Source organism: Shewanella psychrophila, from assembly GCF_002005305.1.
GTDB lineage: Bacteria > Pseudomonadota > Gammaproteobacteria > Enterobacterales > Shewanellaceae > Shewanella > Shewanella psychrophila.
In genome coordinates this window covers 3,400,047-3,424,949 of the sequence record NZ_CP014782.1, presented here as the reverse complement: position 1 = coordinate 3,424,949, position 24,903 = coordinate 3,400,047, and the positions used below count along the sequence as shown (strand labels likewise).

Sequence of the window (24,903 nt, the reverse complement as noted above, 5' to 3'; positions counted from 1 at the left end):
CATGCCAGTGGATAAAACTGGGTTATACAAGTTATTGCTGTGATCTCAGTTTAACCCTAAGTGCTCGTCACTTATTGCTGAGCCTTAGGCACCAGATTAACTAAGTCTTTAATGATTACAAAGATAAATCTTAAGTCGAGTGTAACCAAAATTTGAGTTGCCGATGAAGTATGCAATCATTGCAGGCTCTGGGATTCTTGTGGTTATGAGCTGTATATGGATATTTGTGCTAAATCTTATTGGTGTGGGCTAGGTAAATGGGCTCTTGTTTCTGTGTCTCTGTTAAGTTCCTCAGCTTGGGCCGATATCGGTGATACGCCTGTCATTGGTGGTGTATTTAATGCCAGTGAGATTATGAGAGATCAGATTGTCTCTTCACTGAGCTATTCTACTAAGCTGACAAGAGATGTTGCCTTATTTACTATTGGTGGCGTCTCGCTCGATGCATATATTTTAACCCTGCCTCTGGATAAAAAAGTCAAAGCGCGAGTCATTGCCCAGCTCAGCGATCCTACCTATGCGATCCCTCTGGGTCATTTCCTCTACAGCTTTTACGGCCGATATACCGGCCTGAGTAGTGAAGATGAATTTAAGCAGCACTTGGCTAGCGTCTATGATGAAGAGCAGCTTAAACAATTTGAGCACAGTCTCTATCATTTTGGCACTGAGCCTGAAAAAGATAAGGCTTCTGGCGCAGCAGGTGCAAAACAGTCTGAATTAGATGAGCCGGAATCGAGCAAACCAGATCTAATAAAACAGGAACTAGCTAAACAGGCATCTGTTAAACACCAGAGTGGCCAAGCCCAAGGTATAAAAGCCGATCGCCACTTTATTTCATCTATGGTCACCATATATGATGCATTAGTCGATATTGGTATGTGGCAGGATATGGATGCCGTGCCAGCTAAGTATACCTATCTCACTCAGAGTTCAGCTGACTTACTGTTAGTAGAAAAGATTCAGCCTATCATTATCGATATCATGTCAGAGGCGGCTGGTGGTATGGATGAGGGCGAGATGAAAGCTTCGATGCTTGCCATCATCGCAGATAATAAGCCGGAAAACCGAGATAAGGTCAATAATAAGGCTCAGGCGTTAACTATTACTCTGATAGATTTTGTGCGCTTAAATGTACTCAAGGCCTACCGTCAATTTGTGTTCAAAACTGAGCGTGAGCAGGCATTAAATGCCTGGATGCAGGACACCTTCGATGATAATAGTGATGGCTTGATTGGTTTTCTACAATCACAGCAGACGCGACGATATTCGGTGCAGGTGACTGTCGATGGTCTACAGCAGAGCTTAGTCGAAGGCTTGGTGGATCAATCTAGACCCTTTATCCATAAGGCCTATCAGTTGCATCAAGAGGGAGCCACAGTTAAGCCTAAAACTGAGGTTACCCAAGAGCCGGAGCATCGACAACAAGTTAAATTTATGGCCGAGCTCGCCAAAGGGGAATACAGCGACACTAATTATCTTCCCTTCTTTAAACGTCTATATCGTCAGCATTCCGAGTCTGTTACTCAGGTCGGAATATCTTCTACGCCAACAATCAGTGTGCGTAATCTACCCATTATCAAAACTGGGGCCAAAGTCTCGGGAGATAGAGGGACCGGGATCCCTAATTTTCATTTTGTCGATCGTCAAGATGATCGCGCCTATTACTTTTTCGGCAATGATGCATTGCAACTCGATCGCCTTATGGAGAGCCATGGAGTGAGAACCATGTTCGATCGTTTAGCCTATCTCATCACACTCAACTGTAATGGCCAATATGACTGGAATGCGCACACTAGCTATGACGGATTAGTCAATTTAGGTTTTGGTGAGGTGCAGCGTGATTATGGTGAGAAGCGTTGTAATAGAGAATTGCAGGAGCGAGCCAAGGTTGAAGTAAAACTCAGGAAGGATAGAGCCGAACTAATCGAGGATATTCGCGGTTATCAAGGCATCTTCTTTTTGGATGTGTTCACTAAATTGACTAAGAAGTGGAAAATTGAGAACGCCATTTCAGAGCTAGCGAAGCTCGATGGTAAGGGTATGCCAGATCATACCTTGATCTATAACCCATGGCCGGATCATTTCGCTCATTTTACCGGGCCATTCAGTGATGAGATTATCATGCCTACCGGCGAGCTGAATCGACTGGATTATTGGTTAGGCCAGACTGAGCAGGTCTATAAAAATGCAGGTATTTATTCCCAGACGCTATGGGGAATGGCTGGCGATCACGGCTTATCTCCGGTCTTTTATGCGTTAAACCCAGAGAAGCAAGTGTTTGATCGCTTGTCGAAAAAGCTTGGCTATTCTCTCTTAGTTAAGAAGATCTCTTCCGATGAAGGAGAAGGGCCCAAAATCACCAATGCGCTAAATTACGCGAGCAACAAAGGTATCGATGTGGTTGTGGCGTCGACCGCAGGCGGCAACATGATGATGGACTTTTTCAATGCTAAGGCTGGATGGGAGGCGCAGCCTGTTTATGAAGACTTAATCCACTGGTTACCTATTAACGCGCTAAAGTCAGAAGATACCGTAGACATAGTCACTGAGACGACCAATAGCCTATCGGAATCTCTGGATTATATGGTGTTACGCCAGCGCCCGTGCAGAGTTGATGGATGCCAGGTACGGCTTATAGGTCACCGTGATGGGGTTCGACACGATGAGTTGGTGGAACGAAGAGGGGATAAGCTGCTCTATACCAGCTTAAAAGGGGAAGCACCTGAGTTACTGGATGTTCAGAAGCTAAATCCATATCGACAACTTCCCTCTCAAGCAGAGATGGAACATTTTTCTGAGTTGAAAAATGTATGTATCACTCAGGCGAAAGCCGAAGATGTGAACTCCTGGTGTAGTGTTGAACAATGGCGAGACTTAACCCGATTTACTCCCCGTCCCGATTCGGTCAATCAGCTCGCTAGACTATACGATGAAGCCCGCGCCGGTACGATTAACCTATTTCCTAAGACGGGCATTGGCTACAACACTAAAGTACCGGGTCGCCATGCTGGTGAGTCTTTTCCTGAGAAGGATGCCTTCATCGGTTTTTGGGGGACGCCCATAGGACCGAATGCCAGTACATTCAAGATTGAGGAGAATGGCTCGCTGGCGCCAACCTTGTATGAATTCCTCACTGGAGAGCAGGTGATACCGGGAGAGAATGGCTGGGGTTATCCATCATTATTGAACAAGCTAGATATTCAATAGCTGATTTGCTCATTAATCTCGGTTAAACCTTGGTGTAAATCGATGTGCTTCTGGCTTGAAATTCATTACACTGAGCCAATCTTTAATATACAAGGTTCGGTACGGAGATAAGATGGCTAACATCATGATAACGGGTGCGACAGGTTTGCTTGGCAGGACGGTAAAGGCTCAAATTGAATCAAACCCGCTGCATCAGGTGATAGCAACGGGTTTTAGCCGGGCTCAAGCTGGTATATACAAGTTAGATCTCACCCAAGCAGACCAAGTCGATGAGTTTATTGGTCATCATAAGCCCGATGTAATAGTGCATTGCGCCGCCGAGCGTCGACCTGATGTTTCTGAGCGAGATCCCAGCGCAGCATTATCCCTGAACTTAGGGGCGACCAAGGCATTAGCCAAATCGGCTAAAAAGCATGATTGCTGGATCATCTATATTTCTACTGACTATGTCTTCGATGGCACTTCGCCAAATTATGATGAGTCGGACAAGCCAAATCCGGTCAATTTCTATGGTGATTCTAAATGGTTAGGTGAGCAGGTGTTGCAGGAAACTTCCAAAGACTTTGCCGTACTTAGGCTGCCTATTCTCTATGGCCAGGTTGAGCAAGTATCGGAATCTGCCATCCTAGTCTTGCTCAATCAGTTAATGGATAAACAGGCTCAAGATGTGGACCATTGGGCGGTGCGTAGTCCCACATCGACACAAGATATTGCTATGGCCATCGAGAAGATGATTGAGCTAAAGCTTGCGAAGCTCGACCTGTCTGGGATCTATCATTTCAGTGGTAAAGAGACCATGAGCAAGTACCAAATGTTGCTTGCTTTAGGCGAGCTACTCAAGCGCAGCACCGGGCACTTAACCCCGGTTTCTGAGCCAACAGATAGTGCTAAACGTCCTCAAGATTGCACCTTAAATTGTGACAGGCTCGCATTGCTTGGTATTGCCTCACAGGTCGATTTCAAGTCCGGTGTGCTCGATGCCTTAAAGGCATCCACAGCCGCGCTGTCGGCGATTGGTTTGAAACTCAGTTAACGGGTTTTCTATGAAGTATCCAATTTCAGCCAGTCAACGACTGCCATCTAAGGTGCGTTATGCCTAAGAGTTTAGTGCCGAATTTAAAAGCCTCGGATCAGTTAGCCTTCTTGCGCATATTAGGGTTCGTGTTAAAGCTGGGGTTAACCTTTTTTGCTGCCGAGACTTTTGGTTTGTCTATCTTCAGCCCGGTGTTGAATTATGCCTTGTTGTTAGAGGCGGCTTACCTGACGGTCACGTTTGCAATCAGACAGCCCTTGATGTCGAAGGACTCAGGGTTATTTGTCGCCCTGTTGCTCGATACCGCCTTTTGGATCACTTGGCTTTATTTTTCCGGTGGTGCCACTAATGCATTTATTTCACTGCTGTTATTACCCATAGCCATAGCGGCGGTGATCTTGCCTCGCTGGGCGCCTTGGACGCTGACCTTCATCTCGACTCTGGCCTATAGTGTGATGCTATATGCCGTGCCTGATAGTCAGATGCAACACCATGGCATGAATATGAGTTCACATTATTTAGGCATGTGGTTTAATTTTGTTATTTCATCATTAGTGCTTACTACGAGTGTGGCCTTTATTGCTAAACGTATGCGAAGGCAGGATGCTGAGCTTGCTTATATGAGAGAGGCACAGTTGAGGCAAGAGAAGCTGTTAGCTTTAGGCACCGCATCGGCTCAGATGGCGCATCAACTCGCGACTCCGTTATCGAGTTTACGTTTGCTGGTGGACGAGGTCGCAGAAGAACTAGGTTCAGACAATCAGGCAGTAGAAGAGATGGAAGCTGCACTATTAAGGTGTGAATATACCTTAACCGACTTGAGACTGGCTACCGAATCCATCAGAGAGCAAAGGCAAGTTGAAGCTCAGGTGAGCGACCTTATTACCATGCTGAAACAGCAACTGACATTGCTTATGCCTCAACTTAAGCTTGAGCTATTAGTCGATGCCGAAGTTCAGCAAGCCCAAATTCAGACAGATACCAGCTTGTTGCCCGCGCTATTATCTCTGGTAGAAAATGCCTCTCGTGCCAGCGAAGAAAAAACAACGGAGCAAAGAGTCAGAATCGAGTTTTCACTTGAGCCCCACAGCTTAAATCTAAGGATTAGAGTGCGGGATTACGGCCAAGGGATACCTAAAGGCCTAGTGTCTCAATTAGGCCATAAATTAATTGATAGTCCATCGGGTATGGGGGTGGCTTTGATGTTGAGCCATGCCAGTTTAGAGCGACTCGGTGGGACCTTAATTTTAGGTTCTCATCGAGAAGGCGGCGCTGTAGCAGAAGTGACCCTGCCGGTAATCGAGGCGTAATTAATGCTGAATCCTAGTCGAATCTTGTGGAGCTGAAGTGATTGAAGAAAAGACGTTATTAATCATAGAAGATGATTTAGCCTTTGCAGGCGTGCTTGCCAGACGCCTGACTCGGCATGGATTTGTGTGTCAGCAAGCCCATGATGCGACACAAGGTCTACTGCTAGCCAGACAGTTTATGCCAAGCCATATACTGCTGGATATGAAACTCGCCGAAGATAATGGCTTGGCTTTGATAGAGCCATTAAGACAATATCTACCAAATGTGTTGATGGTGCTGCTCACTGGCTATGCCAGTATTGCCACAGCCGTCGAGGCCATTCGCATGGGCGCAGATAATTATCTGGCAAAGCCCGTCGATACTCAGACCTTGCTTAACGCATTAAATACAACGCCAGATGAAGGGAGCATTGCTCCTGTAGATGAAAAGCCCCTAAACCCTAAGCGGCTGGAGTGGGAGCATATTCAGCAGGTGCTCAATACTAATAAAGGCAATGTTTCGGCAACGGCGAGGCAGTTAGGTATGCATAGGCGTACATTACAACGGAAACTATTGAAAAAACCCATATTGGTATAAATCGTATAAGACAATCGGCTCATTTCTTCTATGATTATAGAGTGTTTCACTGTAGTTTTTAATGACAGCCTGTATATAGAGGGTCGCATAAGATGACTCACAGTTCAGTATTCGAAACTGATAAGTTTTTACTCGACAACCCAAACGATCTTATCTCAATCGAAAAATGGCAAAAGACGGTTAACTTACTGGCCAAACTTTTCGATGCCCCAGCCGGTTTTTTGGTACAACACACCTCTTCTGGTTTTCAGGTTACCATTGCCAGTGAGCAAGCATCTAATCCCTATCCTGCAGGCGTGGTGATAGAGCCTGAAGTGAATATTTTCTGCCGTAAAATTGTCGAAACCGGCGAAGAGTTATATGTATCTAACGCTCCTATCGATCCTTGCTGGGATACTAATCCCGAAGTCCATAATGATGGCTTTACATCTTATCTTGGAGTGCCAGTCTTTTGGCCTAACGGCAAAGGGTTTGGCACATTCTGTGTGATGGATTATAAGCAGACAGATTATCAAGAGACCTATCTTGAGCTGATCCGTCATCTGAAGGATATTCTTGAGGCTGACCTATCGATGTTGGGCGTCTATGAACAGATGCAGAAACTGGCCATCACAGATCCTCTGTGTGGAATCAATAATCGACGTGGTTTTTCAGTGTTAGCCGAGCAGAGGATCAGACTGGCACAGCGTACTCAGGGTCACTTAGGCCTGCTCTACATCGATGTGGATGATTTTAAATCCATCAATGACCGTCACGGTCATAATGTCGGCGATGAGGTGCTGCAACATCTGGCCAATACGCTGGAGGAGAGTGTGAGGCATACTGATGTGATAGGTAGAATGGGTGGGGATGAGTTTGTTGCTCTGGTGGTCATGGAGCAAGAAGATGATTTGAATAAAATTGAGCTGCGGATAACAGATGGAATCACCTCTGGAGTAGCTTGCGGCGCTCTGCCGGAGTACTCAGTTTCCATTGGGCATGTAAAAGTGGACTTAAGGCTGGATTTCATGTCACTGCTCGACAGTGCAGATAAAGAGATGCTGATCCGCAAGCTGGGAAAACTTGCAGGAAGCTAGTTGATTTCTCTATTGTTTGGAATAAAAAGTTGTTTCAAATAAAAAGTCCCCGAGGAGATAGCGTTTGATAACGCTATCTCCTCGGGGAGGGAAAGTGCAGTGGAATCCCTAAAATAAAGCAAGTTTCTAAATTGGTTAGAACCTAGGTTCTATATTCTTAAAACTTAAAACTTAAAACTTAAAACTTAAAACTTAAAACCTAATATTTAAAACCTAATATTTAAAACCTGTATTCACCCGTCAGCCAAGCGTTCATACCTGTGCCAGGCATGCGTTCGCCGGCCGTCAAATCACCACCCATGACTCGGTCATAACCGGCTAAATGATCTTCATATTCGGTATCGAACAGGTTATTGACCCCAGCTTTAATCATCCAACTGTCAGCGTCATAGCCCAGAGATACATTCATCAGGCCATAGCCGGCAGTGGTTTCTTCAAGTTGAGTCTCTGATACCTTGTTCTGAGCGCTGACACCTAGGCCTTCGACTCTTGCTATCCAGTTGCCATTTTGATAATTCAATCCAAGCATGACCTTAGGTGGAGCGATGCGGTAGAGGTTATCGTCGATATCACGACGTTCGCCACTGACATAGCTGGCATTCATATCCAGGCTCCAGCTGTCGCTAAGCTGATAAGCCGCAGTGAGATCCATGCCAAACAGCTGGGCATCGACGTTATCAAACTGCATGGGGTTGTCATCGCCCATCATCTGCGCCGCCATAATCACTGCTGGGTCTGTTGCTGCAACCCCTTGAATATAATCATTGATACGGTGTAAGAAGATACGCGGGCTGAAGCTAAAGTCGCCACTGGTGTAATCAGCGCCGACTTCGACTTGATAGGCTGTTTCTAAGTCCAGATCCATCTGGCCGACATAGGTGCGTCCATCTGCCAAGCCGCCGGTTGATTGCATTGGTACCCAGAGGTATCTCTGTTGGTAGCTAGCGCTGTCTTGTTTACGGGCCAAGCCTAAAATCCAGCTCAGTTCGCTGTTGACTTGATAACGGCCATTAAGCACAAGATCGACACCGGTTTGAGATTGCGAACGGTCGGCATTGTTATATCTATCCATCAATATCTTAATCGCAGGCATGCTGCCAGCCATAGAGTGTTCTACCTCATCGGCATCGGTGATGTAGTGCTTAACGCGCGCACCAAGTTGCCAATTCCACTGGCCGATATCTTGCTGCCACTGAGCAAAGGCACTGTAGGTATCGTCAGTTACACCATTGAAATTATCCACATGGAACATGGCCATGGTGGGATCGGTGATCACTGAATTATGTTCACTAAGCTGAGTATCAACCCCGAATAGCCAGGCGTCTTTGCCTATAGATACCAGGCCATCGAAGCTGGTGCTGTCGGCGTTGTTATATCTGGCATTCATGGAGGGCATCTTCATGCGCTGGCTGAAGTTGTCCATGCCATGTGTTGCATCGCTGTAGGCCAGATGCCAATTGAGCTCCCAGTTAGAAATATCATGAACACCTTCTAGCTTGACCCTGTCACTGCGGATAAAGTCGATATCCATAGGCAGTGCCGGCGTTCCGGCTTCGTTGGTTTCAACGTGCTGATAGCCTATAGCAATAGACTCATTGTCTGAACTAGATGTTCCCAGATTGAAGCGGTACTGACCACCAAACATCTGCTTGTCATATGTGGTGGGTGAAATTTCACTGCCATTACCCGAGGTGGTATTTTCATCGCCTTTGAGTATGTCGGCATAAACCAGTAGGGCATGATCTTGGTTACCGATATTGGCCTTAGCGCCTAAATGACCACGCTGGCCATTATCTTGATATTGTGCCGCTATTTTGCCACTGGTTTCATCGAAGCTAGCTTGAGATTCTATGACCTTGACGCTGCCGCCTATGGTATCGGTGCCTGCTGATACCGGTGCTATGCCTCGCGTCATTTCAAGGCGTTCGCTATTGACTAAACTGGCATAGCTCAGTGGAGAGTCCATGGCGTTTGGCCCGGCGCTCGCTAAGGTGACACCGTTAACTTGAGTATTGACTCTGTCGCCATATAGTCCGCGATATTGGGCTATGCCTGTTAGCGGACCATTACCATTGACTGCTGCACCGGGAACTTGTTCCAGTAAGCCACTGATATCGGCTTTAGGTGCGACCGTATCGGCCGAAACTGAGCTATAGCTGCCTTCGTGATGGCCAGTGACTTCGATAACTTCGAAGCCTGCATCGTCGGCGAAAGCGTTGGCTGATGAAAAAAGAGCTGAAAAGATTGAGAATGAGATAATTGATAAGCGCGATGTCATAGTATTTATCTTCGTTTATTTATCTGTTGATAATTTGTTTTTTGATGTGACCATCTTGGTTCGCGGCGGATTGTGTCAGTCAACTGGATGAGTGACAAAGGCTAATCACCAAACTGCGACAAGCTGTCGCAGGGGCGGTTAAATTAGTGGCAGGTTTGTGCAGTGCTATAAAGCGGGATTACTTAACTATTAAGGGAAAAGTCTCTGAAAAATCTTCTATGCGTTTGATGATAAAGTCTATGGTTTTTCTGATCTTTAGTGTTGGATAGTCGGATTGCAGATACACAAGTTGTAGTGGGATCTTCTCGGCCAGCTGATCGGGAAAGAGTAATACCAGCCTGCCTTGGTGCACATCTGCGGCAACATCCAGCCAACTCTTATAGGCTATGCCTTCACCGGCTAAGGCCCAGTCACGAATGACGGCACCATCATTGCTTATCTTATTACCCCTTACATGGGTCTCATAGCTTTCACCCTTATGGCTGAATTGCCACCTATTCCAAGGTTTTCCGCCTCGATTGAGGATCAATACTTGGTGTTGATTGAGCTCATTTGGGTTTTTTGGCATTCCACTCTTAGCGAGGTAATCGGGGGAGGCTATGGCAACCCTGTGGGTCATGGCTAGCTGGCGGCGTTTAAGATTAGAGTCTTCAAGCTGGCCATATCTAAGTGCCAGATGCAGGTTCTGATTGATGAGATCTGACATATGATCGCCAAACAAGAGAGTGAGGGTCAGGTCGGGAGCCTGATTGGCAAAATCATCGAGCCAACCACGGATGAGGTTTCGCCCTAGATCTGAAGGTAGAGCGATACGTATCTCTCCTTTTAGCTCTCCTCGGTTATCCGCCAGTGCTGTATTTGCACCTTCAAGTAATTCCAGAGCTTTACGACCCGTCTCGATAAAAACTTGCCCTTCTTGAGTGAGTGTCATTGAGCGGGTAGAGCGAGAAAACAGCTGACAGTCTATCAGTTTTTCCAGCCGCTGAAGCGCAGCGCTGGCCGCCGCTGGTGTCATACCTAGTTCGCGACCGGCTGCCGAGATGCTTTGAAGATCGGCAATTCTGATGGCGAGATGGAGATCTTTGAGATGATACATATCAAATATTTTTTGAAAATGATTTTAATAATAGCCTAATTATCAAAAATTGTTAACGGGGGTAGACTTAGCTCATGTTTTCAATCGGAGGGGAAATATCCCTATGGCGATAACCTTCAACCACCTCAATCTATTAGCATCGGCACATAGTGATGCCGTTAAAATATTTGTGGATGTGTTAGGACTAGAGATAGGTAGCAGGCCTAACTTTCCTTTTAAAGGCCAATGGTTATATCAAGGTGACCAAGCCTTAGTTCACATTATCGAATCAGAGGAAGAGCAAGCATGTCGATTGGGTCATATCGCTTTTGACATCAATATGAGTTTGCCTGAGCTAACCATGAAGTTGCAGCAGCAAGCATTGAAATACAATATTTTCCAAGTTCCGGATAGCAGCATAGTGCAGGTCTTCGTCAAGTTAGGCGACCTTGTGTTTGAACTGCAAACCAAGCATGTAAACAGCCAACAAGCATTCGATATTTTTAGTCATCATCAGGAGTTATTATGAGCCTTTTTACCCCCTATAAAAAATCACATCTGTCATTGAGTAATCGTATGGTGATGGCACCGATGACACGTTCGAGAACGACTCAGCCAGGCAATACACCCAATGAGATGATGGCTGAGTATTATGCTCAGCGAGCTTCTACGGGCTTAATTATCACCGAAGCAACTCAGATCTCAGATGATAGTCAGGGCTATTCATTTACGCCGGGAGTCTACACCTCAGAGCAGGTTGAGGGCTGGAAAAAAGTCACATCGGCAGTACATCTGGCGGGAGGCACTATTTTCAATCAGCTATGGCATGTGGGGCGGGTATCTCATCCTGTTTTTCAACGGGGACAGGCACCGATAGGCCCATCGGCTATAAAGCCGACAGATACTCAAGTTTGGGTGGTAGATGAGGCCAATCCAGAGGGACAGATGGTCGATTGTCCAACGCCTCGAGAAATGCACCAAGGGGATATCGATCGTGTGGTCAATGACTTTGCCCTAGCGGCAAAAAATGCCATCGATGCTGGTTTTGATGGAGTCGAAATTCACGGTGGCAATGGTTATCTTATCGATCAGTTTTTACGTACCAACTCTAACCATAGAGCTGATGAATATGGCGGAACACCAGAGAAACGTATTCGCTTTTTAATCGAAATAGTCAAAGCGGTCAGCGTTAAAATTGGAGCCGCAAAAGTGGGTGTTAGATTAGCCCCCTTTGTGACCTTTAAAGATATGGGCTGCCCTGAAATTGTAGAGACGATTTTGTTAGCCGCTAAGCAATTAGGCACGATGAATATTGGCTATGTTCATTTATCTGAAGCGGATTGGGATGATGCACCACAGATCCCAGAATCATTTCGCGTTGAACTCAGAGAAGTGTTTCATGGCACCATTATCGTGGCGGGGCGTTATGATGTTAATCGAGCCAATGAGATCTTAACTAAGGAATATGCCGATTTAGTCGCATTTGGGCGTTCATTTATTGCTAATCCTGATTTGCCTTATCGTCTGTGTAATCAGCTACCCTTGGCTAATTTCGATAAGGGACCACTGTTTGGTGGTGGCGCTGAAGGCTATATCGATTACCCGCAATATCAGATTAACACCTGACTTTTTACTTTAGGTTTTCCTGAACATTTTAACCTTAGTGAGTCTGTTTGGATTATTTCACGTGATAACATGAGCCAAAGGAATGCCAATGCGGCATTCCAGGTGCTCTCGGTCTCTACACTTATCTCTATGTTTCCTATCCCTACGCCAGTTTATAAGAATGCGGAGAGAGCCAAGCAAGAGCAGAGAAAGCGTAAAGAAGCGGCGGGAGATCCACTTGATGAAGTTGTTGATGATAAATTCAATAATGTTGTAAGAGTGAAATCAAAGGATTAAATATGAGTGTGAAACGGAGCTTTCCTAAGGGGCTACCTTTAGTATTACTGTTAATTTTAGTATTTTTATCTGGTTATGGGCTAGCAAATTTTCAAGGGAAAAGGCTGCAAATAACCCAGGAGTTGGATAGCTTTCATAGGGAAATTTTAATTGCTTTCCGTTTGCTCGACCAGTACACCGCTCAGTGTGATGTTCAGAAACATATCAACTTTTCCGATTATATTGTCCATGCAAATGACAAGTATGCATTAGTGCTTAAGAAGGCGGCTAGTTTCCCTTATTACCTTGATTCATCTGCTAGCCGAGATCACGATAATTCTATCTATGAGTTTAATGAGACAGTTGCAGAGTCCAGAGCTGCGTTGCTCCAATGTAGCAGCCAGAAAGATGCTGTCGATGTCAGCTCGATTCACATGATCTTACCTCAAGACATGGAGCTGTATGAGGAGCGGATGGTGGAATTTGTTCAAGTTGGTGGGGAGGATCCCTTGGATAAAACCAAGATGGTCGAAACCTCCATTGACCAAGATGTAACGGCACGTCAGTTGGCACAAACAGTAGCTCAGCTAATCAGCCCCTATAAGATGGCTGGCGAGGTGAAATATTATGAGGTCAAGGATGGCACTGCCTATGTGATATTAGAGATGGATGAAGATGGTTGGGCCGGTGTCTCTGTCACAATAGGTAAAATCCGTCCCTTGGTGGAGTTGAATTTGTTGCAATACCCAGAGATCGACAAGGTGGAATTTGGTCGACTGCCTGAATAGATTTAATGATTACAATCAAAGCTTGGGCTTCTCCAAGCTTTGGTCTCTTCTTATATTTTCGCACCTAGTGTAGACCTACAATACTTCTATGCTGGTAAGCATATGTTTGTATGTCTTAAGTGACATGCCTAAATGCACATATCTGACACCTTTATGAGTCATCGGAACTCGACGATAAGGAGCATCAGAGCTGATAAAATTTATCCGTTTCCCTTTATTTGAGAAAGCAAATAGCTGTCCCTTAATGTTTCTATCACCTGTGACAGGGTTAGGCTCACCCACTTTGATTACATTGCCATGGGGGTATTCAAAGGCATAATAAACACTCATATCGCCTCCTGACTTTCTTTCATTTATTCCAAAATCCAGCAGCTTCGCAACGGCTCTGAGTAATTGGGTTCTGATTCTTTTGCAGGGTTTGAATACGCTTTACCCGCTCACATTCCCATCTACTGACCGGATAGGTTTTATCCCAGGCATTCATCAGTTGTCTTTGCTGTTTACTCATGGCGTATTTGGGGTAGGTTTTGTCCATATACATATAGGTTCTGGCAATGCGGCCTCTTGCACTCACCGGAGGCTCGGATTTTTTGTTGTCAATCTTCATCTGGCATGAACCAAACTCACTGACAACACTTGGCAGTAGGGTAAAATTGTAATTTGAACGCATAGCATTCACTGCGCCTATTGCCGGGAACAGGTTGAACATATCGGCTTGCATATATCGATATTGGCTATTCACTTTCTCCGCACATTTACGGCCCTTAAATGATTTTCCTTTGTTATTAACGCATAGGGCATTGCCATCGCGCCATTCACTGTATGCACGACCAAAGTTTTCAGCAGGTACTATGTGTTCCCACTCAACCTTTTTAGCTCGTTTGATGTGTTTTGAGGTTCTGAACCCTTGGGGAGGTGAAATTTTCTTCTTGGCATTAAAATGTGCACCACAATAGATGGTCTCTCTATGGTCCTGGTATACCTGATGTTCAAGCATCTTCTTAGCTTTGCTGAAAGACTGGTTAGTGCCGTTGCCATCATATGCTAAGGCTAAGTTGGTCACACTCATTAGCGCGACAACACACGCAACAGATTGGATATTCAATTAATTTCTCTTTGTAGTTATGTTTTAAAGAAGATGAATTTATTCATTCTTTGAGATAAAAGTGCGATGAATTCAGTGAGGAGAGCAGAAAAGAAAGGGTTCTAATCTATTCAGAGAAGAGCGGTTAAATACAGGCAAAAATAAAATCTGGAATAAACTAAAGCCCCACTACAGACTCATAGGGATTGTCCTCTAATTAAGAAGGGGACAATGTTTCTGCAAGGTAATCTTGATGACACAAATAAGGGGCTGACAGCCATAGGTTTGCACTAGCTGATTAGGTTTGGATTCTTTCGAATAGGTGAGGCCAGATTTAATCTCTGGCTCAGATAGGTTTATTACAATTGATGACATTGTTGTTTCTTTCAAAAGTTAAAAGAGGGACTTGTTATCATGGATACATCTAGCGCTAAGCAAAAAGCTAAGGCTGAAGCTGAGCCTAAATTTGAGTCAGGTGTGACTCGCCGAATGCCTTGGGTTGCTATCGGCGTTATCACATCCATAGTGATCATTATTGGGCTGTTGATATCGGTGATGCCTAAGGGTTTTAAGTCGACCCATGAACAAATAGGCACAGGCAAATCTGCTGTCGTGTTTGTCTATGATCTTAGCCTTACTGTGAGTAACAGCCAGACAGAGCAGATGAATGAAGCTCGCGATTATCTTAGTGAGCACCTTGACGAGCAAGTATTCTTTCTCATCGCCAGCGTGGGAACCCCTGAGGGCAAGCAATTGATCGCTAAATACCACGCCAAGCCAGCGGAGATTTTGCTCTTTGATCCATCTGGCCGCCTAATTAAAAGGCAGTATGCTTTGAAAAGTGCTAGCGAGCTCATCCAGTGGCTGCGTTAGGTATGCTAAACGGATAGGTTACTTGGATGATGTAGCTAGTAAGTCTAGAAAACAAGGTTAGCCAAGTTTAGTCGAAGAGAGTGATTACCTAGTGTAAACGCAGCTGCGACCTTCGACAACATGGCCGTTCTATGACAACCTGGTCACCGCGGCATTTGTGAACCCATTCACATCAGATGCTGTCGTAGAGCCCACAGGGAATGTGTTTGAATGATATCCTATCTAAAATCCAGTTCGGCATCCTTGCCTCTCGTTCATAAGCACTTGGCTACGCCAAATTCACCGTGTTGCAGATGAGTTTGCACATTCAGCGAGCCGCAGGCTATAGATCACGATGAAAGCTCTATCTCCAGTATTGCCTATATGATTTCAAAGCATAAACTAGCCATGAAGGTAAGGCTTTCAACTCCCCAAATAAGGTAATCAAAGATCAAAACCCCAAAACAAATCTTAACTTCTCAAATCCGAGAACACTCTCCATTGTCGTCGAGCCGTTTCTAAGATAAACCCTGCAGCCAATCCTGCAGCAGTATTTACTAGCAGGCAGATAGCGGCAGTCGAGAGGATAACGAAAATACAGAAGGGTCTGCCATCGATAAATCGCTTCGACCAGGCGAGTTGTAAACCTGCAATCGCTAATAAACTGCCTAGTACTGCCAGTGGAATGAGTGACAACATGCTTGCTATTCCTTCACCCCAAGTGAGGGCGATTAGCAGGCAAGTGCTACCAAATATCGTTGGAGCTATCCAGGTTCTGGCGCCGAAGTGGTGCTGAACTGCGAGGCCACCAGCGCCGTGACACATGGCGGTGGCGCCGAAAGGGGCGAGGATAAGGTTCATTAAGCCTGAGCTGGTGGCTAAACGTTTTGGAGTAAAGTTCTCTTGGCCATTGACGGTATCACCGGGAAACTTATCTTTTGCTATTGCAGTGGTGGCGATCACTGCATTGGTTAGGGTGAGCGCTAGTTGGGGCAGTACCAGCAGACCTGCTGCTGAGGTCCACTCGTGGATACTAGGCCAGCTTAGCTGCCAGCTAGTGTCGACGTTTAGGTTAAAGCTAGGTGCTATGCCACTAGTGAACTGCCATAGCATGCCCGATGCTAATACCAGAGGCATTGCCAGATAACGCATGGGAAGGAAGCGACTGACAAAGAGGATGGCGAAAGCGGTTATGCCAATAAACCAGGTTTCACCCATCATCTGTCCCCCCATCCAGATCAGTTGTAAACCTATGGCGAGCTGTATACCTATGCTGATAGCAGGGGAGAGCTGCTTCGCCAGCCAGCTAATCGCACCGCTAAAGGCGAGCAGAAGCAGTATGATACCCATCATCATGCCGCTGGCCTGTAGCATGCCAGGGGTTAAACCTTGAGCAATAACCAAGGCGGCGATCACTTTCATGGGCTGTACTGGGATTGGACGCCTGTAGTAAAAAGCGGTAAATAACGCAAACACGCCAAAGCCCATGAAGATCCCCTGGGGAGAAAAATGGTTAAGGGCGATAAGGCCTAAAACGAGTGGTAAAAACGTACCTAAGTCGGCGAAGGCTCCGCTGAGCTCACCTGAGAATCGATCACACCTGTTAAGAAATGTGCTTTTGCATGTCATATAGCTTGCCGTGAGAAGAGAACACTTATTAAATATCTGTAGATATGAATACAATTATAGTGCCAATTCTTACACCTGCATTTTAGGGGCTTAGGGGGCAATTATGGCTATTTAGACCATTTGGATGGGACAAGTTGACCATAAACTAAGATGAACTGTATCGATATGGGTACTCCTTGTTAGTTAATTAAGACTCATAAAATGAAACCGTCAAAGTCAATGACTTGGCTGTTTGTTGGGGGAGATTGGGATATGTATGTCTTAAGGTTGCTGACGAGTCGCCGCCAATACAATTTCACGCACACAGACGCTTTGTGGCTGCTCGTAAGCAAATAGAGTAGCATCAGCGATAGTTTCAGGTGCGATAACTTCGCCCATATCTTCTTTCCAATCAGCATAACCCGCTTTTATCTCATCGCTGGTGGTGTGTGACACTAGTTCTGTTTCGACTGCACCAAGTGCAATGGTGACTAAGCGTCCATGGACACTTCTTCACGGATATTTTCTGTCAGTGCATGTACCGCAAACTTTGTGGCGCAATAAGCTGAATGATTAGGGAAGGTTTTACGACCAGCGACCGAACTAACGGTGATGATAGTTCCTATTTTGCGGGCTTTCATATTGCCCAATACTGCATGGATTCCGTTGAGGACACCCATGATATTGATGTTGAGCATACGGCTCCATTTGGCTGGATCTTGAGTGTCGGCTTGACCCAGCAACATGATGCCGGCGTTATTAATCAATCCGCCTACGGGATCAGACTTATTGACTGCTTTAGCTATTGCAGCCTTAATGGCTTCATCGTCAGTGACATCTACGCTGATACATAACCTGCTTAAATAGAGGGATTGAATCGACTGATTATCTAGCTGTTCAATCAAGTTGCAAGCATTATAGGGTGTTCATTATTGTTTATATATAACTCAAAAAACAGCATGATTGTTTCCATTTGGCTGCGAATAGCGTAATATTATCCGTATCTCAAATATGAGAGTCGAGCATGAGAGTTGGGTATGACTAAAAGTGAGATAAATCTGGCTGATGTTAAGGCGTTTACTGTGATTGCTGAGCAGGGAAGCTTTACTAAGGCCGCCGAGGTATTGAACTGCTCACGCTCCCATCTCTCCAAGCAATTAACTCATTTAGAGTCTTGTCTTGGGGTGACACTTATCACCAGAACCACAAGAGCCCAACGTTTGACTGCGCAAGGTGAGGTGTTTTTCACTCGCTGCAGAACAGCCCTATTCTGGTCTAATCGATCTGGACACCATGATTGTGGATAATAGAACTATCAATCGAGGTGAGCATGAATACGAAAAGACAGTACCGAACTTATACCAAAGAGTTTAAAGAAGAAGCTTTATGCTTGATAACCGAACAAGGCTATAGCGTTCCACAAGCCGCAGACGCGCTTGGTGTCTCATCCAACCTGCTCTATACCTGGAAACAGAAGGCTGAAGAGCTAGAGAGTTCTAACGTAACTTCAGATGAGAGAGCCGAGCTTTTAGCCCTAAGAAAAGAGGTTAAGCAGCTTCGGGTAGAGAAAGAAATATTAAAAAAGGCCAGTGCCTTCTTCGCGAAAGAAATGAAGTAAAGTTTCGGTATATTCGAGACAACCGCTCTCAATTCGAAATAAAAACAGTTTGTAAGGTGCTGAACGTTAGCCGTAGTGCCTTCTATGATTGGCTATCTAGGCCCGCTAAGATTATTAGCGAAAATGAGCTAAAACTGTATCGTACGGCAAAGCGCCTTTTCAAGCGCAGTCGTAACAGCTTAGGCTCACGTCAGTTATCCAAAAAACTATGTGAAGAAGGCTATATCATCGGCCGTTATCGCACTCGCTCTATCATGCGAAAGCTTGGCTTAGTGGTGACTCAGCGCCAAGCCTATACAGTAACGACTAAGCGAAAACACAGTGATAGTGTTGCAGATAACGTGCTGAGCCAGAACTTTAACCCTGCTGAACCTAACCAAGCTTGGGCAGGTGATGTCACCTATCTGAGAACTAACGAAGGCTGGATGTATTTAGCTATTGTTATGGATTTACACTCTAGACGAATCATTGGCTGGAGTATCTCGAAACGAATGACCGTCAGCTTGGTTGAACGTGCATTACAGGTGGCTATAACACTTCGTCAACCAGGCTGCGGTGTTTTATTTCACAGTGACAGAGGCTCGCAGTATACGAGTAAGCAATTCCAAAGCTTGCTAACAAAGAGCGGAATGACACCTTCTATGAGCAGTGTTGGCGCTTGCCTAGATAATGCTGTCGTTGAACGATTTTTTGGTAGTTTAAAGCACGAATGGCTGTTGAATGTAGTTCATTTAACACGAGAGTCAATGAAGCAAGATGTTGAGGAATATATTAGGTATTACAACCATGAGCGGTTACATACTACGCTAGGTGATTTAACACCGAGCAACTATGAAAAGTTACAAAGTCAGGTGTCCAGTTGTGCTTGACCAGAATACCCTATCTAGTATTGATCAGGCGGTGGAAATTGCCGTGGACAATGCCCACAATTTACAAGGAAGCATCAAAATTAACTGTGTGGGGGGCTTTCTCGGCGAGGAGGTTATCGCGAGTCTGGTTAATGACTTTATTGCTAAATATCCTGGTATATCAGTAGAGCTGGATTTTAGTAGTCAGCGAGTCGACTTGCTGGTGGAGCAGTTTGATCTGGTTTTTCGCATGGGAGAGCTAGAAGATTACGGATTCGTTGCGCACAAGCTAATGAGCATTGAAAACAGGATCTTGGCTTCACCTAAATATTTTAACAGCCGCAGTTATCCCACTCATCCAAGAGAGCTGAAAGTGCATCTGTGCATCACGGGAGCAATCAATAGTTGGTCCTTCTACCATGTCGATGATTGCGAGCATAAACTTGATGTGCATATCAATGGAGTTTTTCGTTGTAAGAATGGCAGGGCAATGAAGCACAGTGCTTTAGCGGGCAATGGCATAGTGAGACTGCCCGGGCTCTATTGCTCTAAAGAGCTTAGTCGAGGTGAATTGGTTTCGGTTTTTGAAGGTTGGCGAGTCGCCGACACACCATTTTATTTGCTTTATCATAAAGACAAATTTCAGCCAGCAAGATTAAAAACGTTTATTTCATTCACTATTAATAATTTTATGAAATATACTAGGGAATAAAATCCCACATAAAATCCAAAATATACAAGTGAAACTAAATTTGATAGGTTTGGTTAAGGTTGGATCAAAGGTGAAACTTCTGCGAAACAATTAGGTTTTTTGACGGAAAATCAAATGCACTGTTTTAAATGAGTTTTATTATTATTCCGAGGATCTAATGTTAATATTAGTAACGTTTGGGTTGTTTCTATATTGTTACTTTATTGGTTTTTATTTTAAATGTATCGCAAGGTGATACAATGTGATACAAATGTCTAGTTGTATAGTTAATATTCTCACGGTTATTATCTGCGACAGTTTAATATATGATCTCATATTAAACTCGATTAGATAGTGTTCGCTTGTATATGTATATTTAACTTTAATAATTTGTTTTTTTATACTGTATCTATACATTCTTACATAAATTACTGGCAGGGAAGTTGACAGTAAAATCAGGACTTCAAAAATAGTCACTCATGAAAATTCAACTCGAGAGTCTTATCTCCTTTATCGCAGCAGCCGATACAGGTTCATTTAGTGCAGCAGGTAGAAAATTAAAAAAATCTCAGGCTGGTATCAGCTTGTCGATTCAAAACCTGGAAATAGATCTGGGTTTTACCTTGTTTGACAGAAATGGAAAATACCCTCTGTTGACTCAGCAAGGGGAGTTGGTATTGAAAGACGCACGCTTATTGATGTCTCAATACAGCACGTTTGTCGAGCGCTCTAAATTTATCTCCACGGTAGAACAGACCAAGCTGAGTATAGGTATAGATCCTCTGGTTTGCTGCCAAGAGGTTAAAGATATAATCCTAAGGTTTTCAGAGGCTTTCCCCGCAGTTGAGCTAACCATTGTACAGAGGTCCAGCGAGTCTTTATCTCAAAAACTTGCGGATGAAACACTGGAATTTGCACTCGGGTTATTCGGTCGAGATATTGAGAAGACCTTTGAAAATATGCCCGCATTCCAGCTCGATAGCTGCTGGGTCGTGTCACCAAGTTATTCACTCGCTAAAAATTTGCAGCATGATGATGTTGATTCCCGAGCTATCAAGATTGATAGAGCCACCTTTAATCAATCCCGTATATTACTGCCCTCAGAAACCCCATTGGCAGGGTTTTATGAGGTGAGTTTGACTAAGAAAATTTGGTATGTGGAGGATATTCATACCTTGTTGTCATTTTGTCGTAATGGTTTAGGGATTGCGTTTCTGCCTAGTTTTGTCGTTGCGCACGATCTGGAAAAAGGCAGTTTAAATAAGCTTTCTCTTGAAAAAGAACAGTCGAGAAATAGAGATTGGAGAAGCTCATTAATTTTTACGATTGGCCATCAAAAGTCACCAGCAGTCGAATGGCTAACTCAACAATTATTAAATATTTAACCGTTTAAGTATTCTCTAATTAATATTAAATGCTAAATCTTTCTTAATATTATTTTGACCTATAACTAAAACTTATAGATTCTATTTTTATTTTGATTTCTGTCTTTAATATAATCCAGCCGTTGAACGATTCAACAGACTAATTATTAATTAGGCTATATAAATATGATGGAGTTATTTATGAACAAGTTTTACTGCAATACTATGGCTTTTCTCGCGACTTATAAAAAAGATGAGCGCGGCGTAACGGCAATCGAATATGGATTGATCGCTGTAGCTATGGCAGTTGCATTGACAGCAGTTTTTGCTTCTGATGGCAACTTGATGACTGCGCTGAATGATGCATTTGCATTGATCACAACTAACTTAGCTAAAATGACCGCTGGTACATAATAAAGCGAACCATAGGTTATTTTGATTGTATGCAACTAACCATATTGGCCATAGCTAGTCTGTTATTCGTTTTGACTACTTGTTGTGTCAGTGACATAGGTCAACGACGTATCTCTAACTCAAGCTGTCTCGTCGTCTTGGTTATCTGCATCTGGCTAGCCCAGAGTCAGCAGCAATTGGTTGCTGGCCTGCTTAGCGGATGTTTAATCTTTTTTTTCAGTTTACTGCTTTTTAAGCTCAGGTGGCTCGCCGCAGGAGATGGAAAGTTAGCCAGCGCTCTGGGCGTCGCTTTACCAATAACGTCATTGTCTATAGCGTTAAGCTTGACCGCTATATTTGGTGGAATACTGGCAGTTACCTATCTGATTAAATATCGAATTATCCAAAAAATCCCCCGAGGAGAAGATCCCGGTTTGCCCTATGGTATCGCTATCTCCTTAGGTTTTTATATTCCTATCTTGGCTCGTTATTTAGGCGCTACAACTCAATCTTGATATTTGGCTGTAACCGTCATTAACCAGCACTAACAGAACAGTAGAATAATGCTTAATTCTAAATTGATTTTCATTATCGCATTTATTGCGGTATTGACCGGACTGTATGGCGTGGCAGATAAACTGCTCTCAAGTCCAGAGGCTGTTGTCATGCCTGTTAGTGATGATGAGGCGCCGATAACTTATACCCTGTGGCAAGTGAAAAAAAATATGGATAAAGGCACTTTTTTAACCTTAAGGGATCTTAAGAGAGTGCAGCTAGGGCAGAAGGAGGCGCAAGCCTTGGGCTTTAATGCCGATGTCGACCTTAAACTAGACACGCAGACATTAACTAATACCGCACTTAATATCGATCAATACCTGCTTCCCGAGCAGCTTAGTCACCCTGGAGACCTTGGCTACCTTAGCTTGATTGCCAGGGAGGGAATGACCTTATATCCACTGACCGTAGCAACAAAAAATCTGATCAACAATTATATTTTGCCCGGTGATGATATCGACATTTTAGTGGTCAGCTCACCTGAGTATAACTTAGCCACCGACACCCATAGAGTTGAAGATTTTATTGGCTTGAAGGCATCGTTATTGATGAGAAAAGTCAGAGTCATCTCAATTGGTGAAAGCGAACCCGGAGGAGCAGCCCCTAAGGTGAAAAGCTCAAATAAGGAGGAGACCCGCATGGTTATCGAAGTGGCTCCCGATGATCTGGCTCGTTTGACTTTGGCCCAGCGGACCATGCATATCGAAGTGCATCCTAGTCAACACTATGGTCCAAATCCTGAGGCTGATGTGAGTGATGTTATTACGAATTACACCGGGGTGGTTGAGTTGCGTGGTGCATCTAAGAGTAATGTCGGCGGGATTTTTTAACCATGACGAATCTAGTGAATATGTGTGTGAAGGGCCTATTGTTGGGCCTGTTTTTTTGTAGTAATGCTATGGCAGGTGATAGATTTATTACCCTAAATGATGCCACTAGTGTAGAGCTGGATCAGGATATAGGGACTGTGTTCATCAGCCAGCCTGAGATAGCCGATTATAAGATCACCGGCAGTAATAAACTGGTTCTCTACGGCAATAAATTAGGCCAGGCAAGGCTATTTGTTTATAACAAAGCCAATGAGGTGATCTTATCTCAGTTATTGCATGTGGATATCAACCTGTCTCAGATCCGCCGTCAAATTAAACTGTTTTATCCCGACCTTGATATTAACCTCACTTCGGTGGGCGATAAGGTGGCCGTGCGCGGCATCGTCGATAGTGAACAGCAACGTGATGATATCTATCGTCTGGTCGCTAAGTTATTAGGGCGGGAGAAAGTCGACCGCTTCGATGACCAAACTAAAGATGTGGAATTCGAAGACTCCTTCAGTGAATCTAACTGGCTAACTTACCAGCGAAACTTTACCTGGGAAGGCATTATTGAGGGATTAAGACTTTCTCAGACACAGCAGGTGAATGTAAAAATTTCGGTGGCGCAGGTTACCAAAGAGTTTAATGAGACATTAGGAGTTAATTGGTCGACGGTGGGGAATGCTGCCGGTGAGTTCTCTTTCTTAGACTTTAAAGCCAGTGATTTATCGACCGTCATCACTGCGCTGGATAACGACAAAATTGCTGAGGTATTGGCAGAACCTAATCTTTCTGTCATGTCTGGAGAATCGGCAAGCTTCCTGGTTGGTGGTGAGATCCCTGTGATCTTTACCAATGATAATACTACCAATGTGACTTTTAAAGAGTTTGGTGTCCGCTTAGATATTTCGGCTAAGGTTTTGAATAATAGTAGGATTAAGCTTAAATTGATGCCTGAAGTCAGTGCCGTTGAAGGTTTTATTGAGGCCGCTGGGATCAAGGTACCACAGTTGAGCACACGTCGCGCTATGACCACCATAGAACTGGGGGATGGCCAAAGCTTTATGCTTGGTGGCCTGATGAGTAGTGATGAACTAGAGCAAGTCAGTAAGATCCCGCTATTAGGTGATATTCCAGGCGTTGGTGCCCTATTCAGGCATGTAGGAACGACTCGCAAGAAAACTGAGCTAGTGATCGTAGCCACGGTTAACCTCGTCAAACCCATTGCGCCCACAGACATTCGCTTACCCAAAATCACGCCGACTAAGTCCTTGGCGCGCTTCTTTAATATCGAGCCTGAATCCGACGAAGATAATAATGTCAACGTCATTCATATGCTCAACCAAGGGGGCTTTATTCAGTGAGAACCTTAATCATATTAGGCCTAATCATGTTGAGTCTCAGTGGCTGCGCCGATAGCGCCAAGATCCAACTAGGCAGCGAAGCGGTCGTGTATCAAGAGATACATGACTTTGTTATCGAGCCTAAAAACCCCAGTGACCGAGTGGAGATAAATGCGCAGCTAGATCGCATCATTAATAGTTTTGAACCTGAGATTGAACAAACTTTGTGGACCTTAAGTTACCGAACTCAGCTTGATAAGTCTTGGGTGAATGTAATTAAGCAGAAGCTACTCAATCTAGGGCTTGTTTCTTCGAGAATAAAGGTGAAAAAGCTGGATTCAGGGAAGTCAGTGATAAAGATGAGCATAGGTAAATACCGAGTCAAAACTCAGACTTGCAAACCCAGCATCTTGGGAAGAATGGACAGTGATACTGGCTGCTTCGTCGATTCTATGCGGCTCAAACATGTGCGTGATCCGCGAACTCTTATTCTGCCAGAGGGGCAATAGC

At 44.5% G+C, this 24,903-nt stretch carries 23 protein-coding genes and 2 pseudogenes; 19 read left to right on the top strand and 6 right to left on the bottom strand.

The window, feature by feature from the left end:
- Positions 1-216 precede the first annotated feature (216 nt).
- The 5 genes from sps_RS14750 (at position 217) to sps_RS14730 (ending at position 7,203) form a co-directional block, all read left to right on the top strand.
- The gene (locus tag sps_RS14750) at positions 217-3,207 is read left to right on the top strand and encodes an alkaline phosphatase family protein (RefSeq protein WP_077753224.1); all 2,991 of its coding nucleotides are present in this window, start codon (positions 217-219) and stop codon (positions 3,205-3,207) included.
- Between the two features lie 112 nt (positions 3,208-3,319).
- Positions 3,320-4,240, top strand: coding sequence for a dTDP-4-dehydrorhamnose reductase family protein (locus sps_RS14745; RefSeq protein WP_077753223.1), 921 nt, complete (start codon positions 3,320-3,322; stop codon positions 4,238-4,240).
- A 59-nt stretch (positions 4,241-4,299) separates the two neighbouring features.
- Positions 4,300-5,550 (top strand): sensor histidine kinase, encoded by a 1,251-nt coding sequence (locus sps_RS14740; RefSeq protein WP_077753222.1) that lies wholly within the window; start codon positions 4,300-4,302, stop codon positions 5,548-5,550.
- Between the two features lie 37 nt (positions 5,551-5,587).
- A complete protein-coding gene (locus sps_RS14735) occupies positions 5,588-6,127 on the top strand; it encodes a response regulator transcription factor (protein ID WP_237157845.1) in 540 nt (179 codons plus the stop codon).
- 92 nt (positions 6,128-6,219) lie between these two features.
- Positions 6,220-7,203: a sensor domain-containing diguanylate cyclase gene (locus sps_RS14730; RefSeq protein ID WP_077753221.1), complete on the top strand. Its 984-nt coding sequence runs from the start codon at positions 6,220-6,222 to the stop codon at positions 7,201-7,203.
- A 220-nt stretch (positions 7,204-7,423) separates the two neighbouring features.
- Here sps_RS14730 and sps_RS14725 read toward each other — a convergent pair whose 3' ends face one another.
- Positions 7,424-9,481, bottom strand: a complete 2,058-nt coding sequence (locus tag sps_RS14725; RefSeq protein WP_077753220.1) for a TonB-dependent receptor plug domain-containing protein — start codon at positions 9,479-9,481, stop codon at positions 7,424-7,426.
- Positions 9,482-9,659: 178 nt separating this feature from the next.
- A complete protein-coding gene (locus sps_RS14720; RefSeq protein WP_077753219.1) occupies positions 9,660-10,577 on the bottom strand; it encodes a LysR family transcriptional regulator in 918 nt (305 codons plus the stop codon).
- A 103-nt stretch (positions 10,578-10,680) separates the two neighbouring features.
- On the opposite strand from sps_RS14720, the gene sps_RS14715 reads away from it, so the two are divergent.
- From sps_RS14715 to sps_RS14700, 4 genes are all read left to right on the top strand, one after another.
- On the top strand, positions 10,681-11,085 hold the full coding sequence (locus tag sps_RS14715) for a VOC family protein (protein WP_077753218.1): 405 nt from the start codon (positions 10,681-10,683) through the stop codon (positions 11,083-11,085).
- Positions 11,082-12,182, top strand: coding sequence for an alkene reductase (locus sps_RS14710; RefSeq protein ID WP_077753217.1), 1,101 nt, complete (start codon positions 11,082-11,084; stop codon positions 12,180-12,182). Before sps_RS14715 ends, sps_RS14710 begins: the two co-directional genes overlap by 4 nt.
- 69 nt (positions 12,183-12,251) lie before the next feature.
- Positions 12,252-12,458: a hypothetical protein gene (locus tag sps_RS14705; RefSeq protein ID WP_077753216.1), complete on the top strand. Its 207-nt coding sequence runs from the start codon at positions 12,252-12,254 to the stop codon at positions 12,456-12,458.
- A gap of 2 nt (positions 12,459-12,460) precedes the next feature.
- The gene (locus tag sps_RS14700; protein ID WP_077753215.1) at positions 12,461-13,225 is read left to right on the top strand and encodes a hypothetical protein; all 765 of its coding nucleotides are present in this window, start codon (positions 12,461-12,463) and stop codon (positions 13,223-13,225) included.
- Positions 13,226-13,300: 75 nt separating this feature from the next.
- Here the strand turns inward: sps_RS14700 and sps_RS14695 are convergent, their stop codons facing one another.
- On the bottom strand, positions 13,301-13,555 hold the full coding sequence (locus sps_RS14695) for a hypothetical protein (protein ID WP_077753214.1): 255 nt from the start codon (positions 13,553-13,555) through the stop codon (positions 13,301-13,303).
- Positions 13,556-13,574: 19 nt separating this feature from the next.
- The gene (locus tag sps_RS14690) at positions 13,575-14,294 is read right to left on the bottom strand and encodes an endonuclease (RefSeq protein ID WP_077755705.1); all 720 of its coding nucleotides are present in this window, start codon (positions 14,292-14,294) and stop codon (positions 13,575-13,577) included.
- Between the two features lie 429 nt (positions 14,295-14,723).
- Between sps_RS14690 and sps_RS14685 the strand changes: the two genes are divergently transcribed.
- Positions 14,724-15,182 carry a hypothetical protein gene (locus sps_RS14685; protein ID WP_237157844.1) on the top strand — a complete coding sequence of 153 codons (459 nt, stop codon included), beginning with the start codon at positions 14,724-14,726 and terminating at the stop codon, positions 15,180-15,182.
- 450 nt (positions 15,183-15,632) lie between these two features.
- On the opposite strand, the gene sps_RS14680 is transcribed toward sps_RS14685, so the two are convergent.
- Together sps_RS14680 and sps_RS14675 are read right to left on the bottom strand one after the other, a co-directional pair.
- Entirely contained in the window at positions 15,633-16,790 is a 1,158-nt protein-coding gene (locus tag sps_RS14680; protein WP_077753213.1) for a putative sulfate/molybdate transporter, read from the bottom strand.
- 261 nt (positions 16,791-17,051) lie between these two features.
- A pseudogene (locus sps_RS14675) lies at positions 17,052-17,626 on the bottom strand (SDR family oxidoreductase); the annotation flags it as partial.
- Between the two features lie 180 nt (positions 17,627-17,806).
- On the opposite strand from sps_RS14675, the pseudogene sps_RS14670 reads away from it, so the two are divergent.
- From sps_RS14670 to sps_RS14630, 9 genes and pseudogenes are all read left to right on the top strand, one after another.
- A pseudogene (locus tag sps_RS14670) lies at positions 17,807-18,037 on the top strand (LysR family transcriptional regulator); the annotation flags it as partial.
- A gap of 62 nt (positions 18,038-18,099) precedes the next feature.
- A protein-coding gene (locus sps_RS14665; protein WP_149027232.1) for an IS3 family transposase occupies positions 18,100-19,256 on the top strand; the annotation gives its coding sequence in 2 pieces (ribosomal slippage) (positions 18,100-18,346 and positions 18,346-19,256; 1,158 coding nt in all).
- Entirely contained in the window at positions 19,249-19,947 is a 699-nt protein-coding gene (locus sps_RS14660; RefSeq protein WP_237157843.1) for a substrate binding domain-containing protein, read from the top strand. The genes sps_RS14665 and sps_RS14660 overlap by 8 nt, the downstream gene beginning before the upstream one ends.
- 458 nt (positions 19,948-20,405) lie before the next feature.
- On the top strand, positions 20,406-21,311 hold the full coding sequence (locus sps_RS14655) for a LysR family transcriptional regulator (RefSeq protein WP_077753210.1): 906 nt from the start codon (positions 20,406-20,408) through the stop codon (positions 21,309-21,311).
- Between the two features lie 180 nt (positions 21,312-21,491).
- A complete protein-coding gene (locus sps_RS14650) occupies positions 21,492-21,704 on the top strand; it encodes a Flp family type IVb pilin (RefSeq protein ID WP_077753209.1) in 213 nt (70 codons plus the stop codon).
- Positions 21,705-21,733: 29 nt separating this feature from the next.
- Entirely contained in the window at positions 21,734-22,198 is a 465-nt protein-coding gene (locus sps_RS14645; RefSeq protein ID WP_077753208.1) for an A24 family peptidase, read from the top strand.
- Between the two features lie 48 nt (positions 22,199-22,246).
- Positions 22,247-23,068 carry an RcpC/CpaB family pilus assembly protein gene (locus sps_RS14640; protein WP_077753207.1) on the top strand — a complete coding sequence of 274 codons (822 nt, stop codon included), beginning with the start codon at positions 22,247-22,249 and terminating at the stop codon, positions 23,066-23,068.
- Positions 23,069-23,070: 2 nt separating this feature from the next.
- A complete protein-coding gene (locus tag sps_RS14635) occupies positions 23,071-24,414 on the top strand; it encodes a type II and III secretion system protein family protein (protein ID WP_077753206.1) in 1,344 nt (447 codons plus the stop codon).
- Positions 24,411-24,902 carry a hypothetical protein gene (locus sps_RS14630; RefSeq protein ID WP_077753205.1) on the top strand — a complete coding sequence of 164 codons (492 nt, stop codon included), beginning with the start codon at positions 24,411-24,413 and terminating at the stop codon, positions 24,900-24,902. The genes sps_RS14635 and sps_RS14630 overlap by 4 nt, the downstream gene beginning before the upstream one ends.
- Position 24,903 lies beyond the last annotated feature (1 nt).

Bases quoted from the DNA above. Each gene is read 5' to 3' on its own strand.
- sps_RS14700 (WP_077753215.1), top strand. From the start codon at position 12,461: ATGAGTGTGAAACGGAGCTTTCCTAAGGGGCTACCTTTAGTATTACTG.
- sps_RS14715 (WP_077753218.1), top strand. From the start codon at position 10,681: ATGGCGATAACCTTCAACCACCTCAATCTATTAGCATCGGCACATAGT.
- sps_RS14680 (WP_077753213.1), bottom strand. From the start codon at position 16,790: ATGACATGCAAAAGCACATTTCTTAACAGGTGTGATCGATTCTCAGGT.
- sps_RS14745 (WP_077753223.1), top strand. From the start codon at position 3,320: ATGGCTAACATCATGATAACGGGTGCGACAGGTTTGCTTGGCAGGACG.
- sps_RS14690 (WP_077755705.1), bottom strand. From the start codon at position 14,294: ATGAGTGTGACCAACTTAGCCTTAGCATATGATGGCAACGGCACTAAC.
- sps_RS14655 (WP_077753210.1), top strand. From the start codon at position 20,406: ATGAAAATTCAACTCGAGAGTCTTATCTCCTTTATCGCAGCAGCCGAT.
- sps_RS14695 (WP_077753214.1), bottom strand. From the start codon at position 13,555: ATGAGTGTTTATTATGCCTTTGAATACCCCCATGGCAATGTAATCAAA.
- sps_RS14730 (WP_077753221.1), top strand. From the start codon at position 6,220: ATGACTCACAGTTCAGTATTCGAAACTGATAAGTTTTTACTCGACAAC.
- sps_RS14750 (WP_077753224.1), top strand. From the start codon at position 217: ATGGATATTTGTGCTAAATCTTATTGGTGTGGGCTAGGTAAATGGGCT.
- sps_RS14720 (WP_077753219.1), bottom strand. From the start codon at position 10,577: ATGTATCATCTCAAAGATCTCCATCTCGCCATCAGAATTGCCGATCTT.
- sps_RS14710 (WP_077753217.1), top strand. From the start codon at position 11,082: ATGAGCCTTTTTACCCCCTATAAAAAATCACATCTGTCATTGAGTAAT.
- sps_RS14740 (WP_077753222.1), top strand. From the start codon at position 4,300: ATGCCTAAGAGTTTAGTGCCGAATTTAAAAGCCTCGGATCAGTTAGCC.
- sps_RS14650 (WP_077753209.1), top strand. From the start codon at position 21,492: ATGAACAAGTTTTACTGCAATACTATGGCTTTTCTCGCGACTTATAAA.
- sps_RS14725 (WP_077753220.1), bottom strand. From the start codon at position 9,481: ATGACATCGCGCTTATCAATTATCTCATTCTCAATCTTTTCAGCTCTT.
- sps_RS14685 (WP_237157844.1), top strand. From the start codon at position 14,724: ATGGATACATCTAGCGCTAAGCAAAAAGCTAAGGCTGAAGCTGAGCCT.
- sps_RS14645 (WP_077753208.1), top strand. From the start codon at position 21,734: ATGCAACTAACCATATTGGCCATAGCTAGTCTGTTATTCGTTTTGACT.
- sps_RS14635 (WP_077753206.1), top strand. From the start codon at position 23,071: ATGACGAATCTAGTGAATATGTGTGTGAAGGGCCTATTGTTGGGCCTG.
- sps_RS14640 (WP_077753207.1), top strand. From the start codon at position 22,247: ATGCTTAATTCTAAATTGATTTTCATTATCGCATTTATTGCGGTATTG.
- sps_RS14705 (WP_077753216.1), top strand. From the start codon at position 12,252: ATGAGCCAAAGGAATGCCAATGCGGCATTCCAGGTGCTCTCGGTCTCT.